This is a genomic window from Chamaesiphon sp. VAR_48_metabat_135_sub, from assembly GCF_031418915.1.
GTDB lineage: Bacteria > Cyanobacteriota > Cyanobacteriia > Cyanobacteriales > Chamaesiphonaceae > Chamaesiphon.
The window spans coordinates 1-3,531 of the sequence record NZ_JANOJV010000304.1 but is presented as its reverse complement, the minus strand read 5'-3'; the positions used below and the strand labels follow the sequence as shown (position 1 = coordinate 3,531).

The window sequence follows — 3,531 nt, the reverse complement described above, 5'->3', positions numbered from 1 at the left end:
CACATCTTGCAGCAGATCTGAGATAACCCATCGGGGCGGGTTTACACCATCAACTCGAAATAAATTTAACTATTGCTGGGGATGTAAATGTTCCTGGCAATTTTTTTAAGTTAGGAGTTGGAAGAGGATGATAAGACCGCTTATTCTCCCGATCTCATTACCTCATTGTCAAAATTTGGAATAGCAGCTTGTAACATAATATTATCTAAAGCGTTATTTTGAATTAAATAGTATTAGTATAAGATCGAACAAAGTTTACTGATGGCTTTACCCCTGTCAATGGCTCGAAAAACATTCCGAAAAAGGAATCCTCGATTCTTCAGACGAGGATGTATGTCAAGAAAAATCCCAATTTTCCGTAAAAGTCATACGTCCTCGTGAAGATAAGCTCAAGGATTGCTAGGCAATAGTATTTGCTTGGGAAATCTCCTGAAAATCGATCGTACAAGCGGCGATCGCGATTTGTTAGAGACAATTTCCGCGCGGCTACACTGTCCTGCATTTCCTAATTAGTCCGATCAAACTTGTCAAAGTTATAGATTTAATATCTGTAAGATTTCCAAATTTATGGATGTTATTTCGATCTGTCGATCTGATAATTCATCACTAATAAACCTGTAGAATATCATGAAAACACTAAAACTCAAGCTACCAAGCTCGCTGTTATTTTCCCTAATCTTGTTGACTCCACTGATTGCTTTTAGCGATGTGGTGCAAGCAGAAACGTTTAATTCTCCCACTTCCGTTCGGGCAGAAATCGAAAACAGTAATAAATCGATCGACTTTTCCCCAAATCTAGGACAGAAGCTCCAGAACGAGTTTTCAATTGCCCGTAAAAAAGGGCCACAATTCAAGCTATTTGATAATGGACCAACTTTTGCCGAATATCGTCAGAAACTTAAGTTGCATGATAGTCAACCAGAAAATATTTCAGCACTCCAAACCTTTGAGTCGTTGCGGGGATAATTTTAACATAGAGTAAAATAGCAATAGATTTCTAGATCTACATTAAATATTTTGCCCTAAATATAGTTCTTAATTTGTCAGACTAACTCCTTACCAATCTAGCGAGTAAGTCTGACAGTTTTTACAGAGTTTTCAATTTCTGACTTTTTCTTCTTATTAAATCCAGAGGTGGACTATGGATGTCAAAACCGAGCAAACCAGACAAGTTCAATTTGTAATTAAAACTTCTAAGCTTTGTAATTTGCGCTGTCGTTATTGCTATGAGTACCTAGAATTGGGAGATCGTCAGGCGATGACCCTAGACCAGTTAGATACAATGTATCGGCATATTGCCAGTTATTATAGTCGCTTGGACTTCAAAACCGAAATTCAATTTGTCTGGCACGGTGGAGAGCCGCTGTTGCATTCGCCAGATTATTATTGGCAGACTTTCGATCGACAGCAGGAAATTTTTGGCGAACTGGCAAGCTCTGTGACTAATGTAGTTCAAACCAATCTCACGACGCTCAACCAAGAACGCCTCAATCTGTTAACGGAGGGCTTTGATGGGGTTGGGGTGTCGATCGATCTGTTTGGTGGTTTGCGCACCAGACAGACTGGAAATGATTCCGTTGTAACCGTGCTCAAGAATATCGATCGATTGATTCAGAATAAGATTAAGTTCGGCTGCATTACAGTGTTAACTAAAGCAAGCTTACCTTATCTCCAGGAAATCTTTAGTTTTTACGAGAAAATGAACGTTCATTTTCGATTGTTACCCCTATTTGATGGTGCTTTTGACGGACAACATCAGGGTTTTGAAATTACGCCAGCAGAAGTATTACCAGCACTTTGCGATCTGGTCGATATGTGGATGGCCAGTCAAACCACAATTAGCATTCAGCCAATTAGCGAACATATTGCCACTATTATTCGCCACTATAGTCCCGAAGTCGCCACTTATTTTTACGACAAAGCCGAATGGGAATCCATTTATTTAGTCAATGTTAACGGCGATGTTTTCAGCTATGGGGATGGCTACGATCCTAATTTTTGTCATGGCAATTTATTTACCACTCCTTTAGAGCAGATTGCCTTGAGTCCAGTTCATCGGCAGGTAATATCTAGAGCGGAAGAACGGATGATGACTGCTTGTAGCTCTTGCAAGTATTTTGGCAGTTGCAGTGGCTATCCAATGGCTGAAGAGGCCATCATGACCCATCAAGTCGATCTCGAAGGCAATCTACAGTGTATTGTTACCAAAGGGATATTAGAGCATATCGAAATGCGGTTGATTCAGGCTGGAGTTATCGATCCGCTCACAGGTCGAATTAACGATCTTGATGTTATCCAATCACAGATCGATCGTTTGCGTGAGACTTCATCGCCCCAAGCGGACGATGCGGCCTTGAGTCGAATTTAGATCGGCGACTCGATCTCCACAGCAACATTCAATCGTAACTTTATGTTGAAGAAAAGTATCCAAATTTTCCTGCCAGAGCCTGGTGGAGATGAAAAAAATCCGCGAATTTGGTTGAGTTCTGGCACCTACCCAGCCAGTGAGTCCTCGTTCGAGCAAGTTTGCTATCGCAGTAATGCATTTCTACCGCAAGCACCTTGGCGACAACCAACAAGGGATGAATTAAGGTTGCTGTTACCGATGCCGGAAGATGGCGGCGAACCAGCTCGTTGGAATATCGGTGCCGATCTAGGAGTGATTCGCATTCCCCCAGATTGTCTATCACCCTTAGATCGATTAAATTTAAACGCAATCGAGACACTCGAAGATCGAGTCATGACTCGTGACGAAGAGGTAGCTGTAGCCGCAGTCCGCGATCGAATTATAGGTTATTGTCAAGGTTCACCAACAACTGAATCATTAGGGATTAATATTTCCAATCCAAATATGACAACGATAACTATTTACGAGCGAGTCGATGCCAATCGTCAAACTTATGCAGGTATGCATTTAGACTCATGGGATAAATTGCCGCTCAAGCATAGACATAAATCTCGGAATCGGCTCTGTATTAATTTAGGTCGTGAAGATCGATTTTTCTTGTTTATTAATCTAACGCTAATCGATATGTTTCGTACTTTAGGGCTGTCCGAAGCTAAAGATATTTACAAACATTATCGTGGTCTGAAATTGCCAGAAGAATTTATGAGCAAAAATCCTGCATATCCAGTACTTAAGCTGAGAATTTCGCCAGGAGAAGCCTACATCGCACCTACGGAAAACATCATTCATGATGCCACTAACCGAGGCAATCGGTATCCTGATATTACTCTAACTTTTCTTGGATACTTTGGCATCACGATTTAATTCGATCGTTTCTGGTGAAATTGGGCAGGTTTGTTTTAATATTTTAGATATACTGCGGATATTTTTAGCATAAACAAAGCAATCTACAAATTTACAAAGATCGAGCGTCCAAACAATCCTATTTTGCTGCTTGAGCGACCAACCAGCCACCGATCGCGACCCCAATAAAATTTGGCAACCATCCAGCTAAAAACGGCGAAATAATCTCAGCTTGTCCTAAAGCTCCAGCAATAAACATAATTAAGTAATAGCCGAAAATC

4 protein-coding genes are annotated in these 3,531 nt (G+C 40.9%); 3 read left to right on the top strand and 1 reads right to left on the bottom strand.

Annotated elements, in window-relative coordinates; all coding sequences use genetic code 11:
* Positions 1-627 precede the first annotated feature (627 nt).
* From RMO55_RS20785 to RMO55_RS20775, 3 genes are all read left to right on the top strand, one after another.
* Positions 628-966, top strand: a complete 339-nt coding sequence (locus RMO55_RS20785) for a hypothetical protein (RefSeq protein ID WP_310429895.1) — start codon at positions 628-630, stop codon at positions 964-966.
* A 175-nt stretch (positions 967-1,141) separates the two neighbouring features.
* Positions 1,142-2,368 (top strand): radical SAM protein, encoded by a 1,227-nt coding sequence (locus tag RMO55_RS20780; RefSeq protein ID WP_310429893.1) that lies wholly within the window; start codon positions 1,142-1,144, stop codon positions 2,366-2,368.
* A 42-nt stretch (positions 2,369-2,410) separates the two neighbouring features.
* Entirely contained in the window at positions 2,411-3,271 is an 861-nt protein-coding gene (locus RMO55_RS20775) for a hypothetical protein (protein ID WP_310429891.1), read from the top strand.
* A 118-nt stretch (positions 3,272-3,389) separates the two neighbouring features.
* Here RMO55_RS20775 and RMO55_RS20770 read toward each other — a convergent pair whose 3' ends face one another.
* Positions 3,390-3,530: an LptF/LptG family permease gene (locus tag RMO55_RS20770; RefSeq protein WP_310429897.1), complete on the bottom strand. Its 141-nt coding sequence runs from the start codon at positions 3,528-3,530 to the stop codon at positions 3,390-3,392.
* Position 3,531: the final 1 nt, after the last annotated feature.

What these genes read in the sequence shown, in the direction of transcription:
- RMO55_RS20785 (WP_310429895.1), top strand. Translation starts at nt 628, where the DNA reads ATGAAAACACTAAAACTCAAGCTACCAAGCTCGCTGTTATTTTCCCTA.
- RMO55_RS20780 (WP_310429893.1), top strand. Translation starts at nt 1,142, where the DNA reads ATGGATGTCAAAACCGAGCAAACCAGACAAGTTCAATTTGTAATTAAA.
- RMO55_RS20775 (WP_310429891.1), top strand. Translation starts at nt 2,411, where the DNA reads ATGTTGAAGAAAAGTATCCAAATTTTCCTGCCAGAGCCTGGTGGAGAT.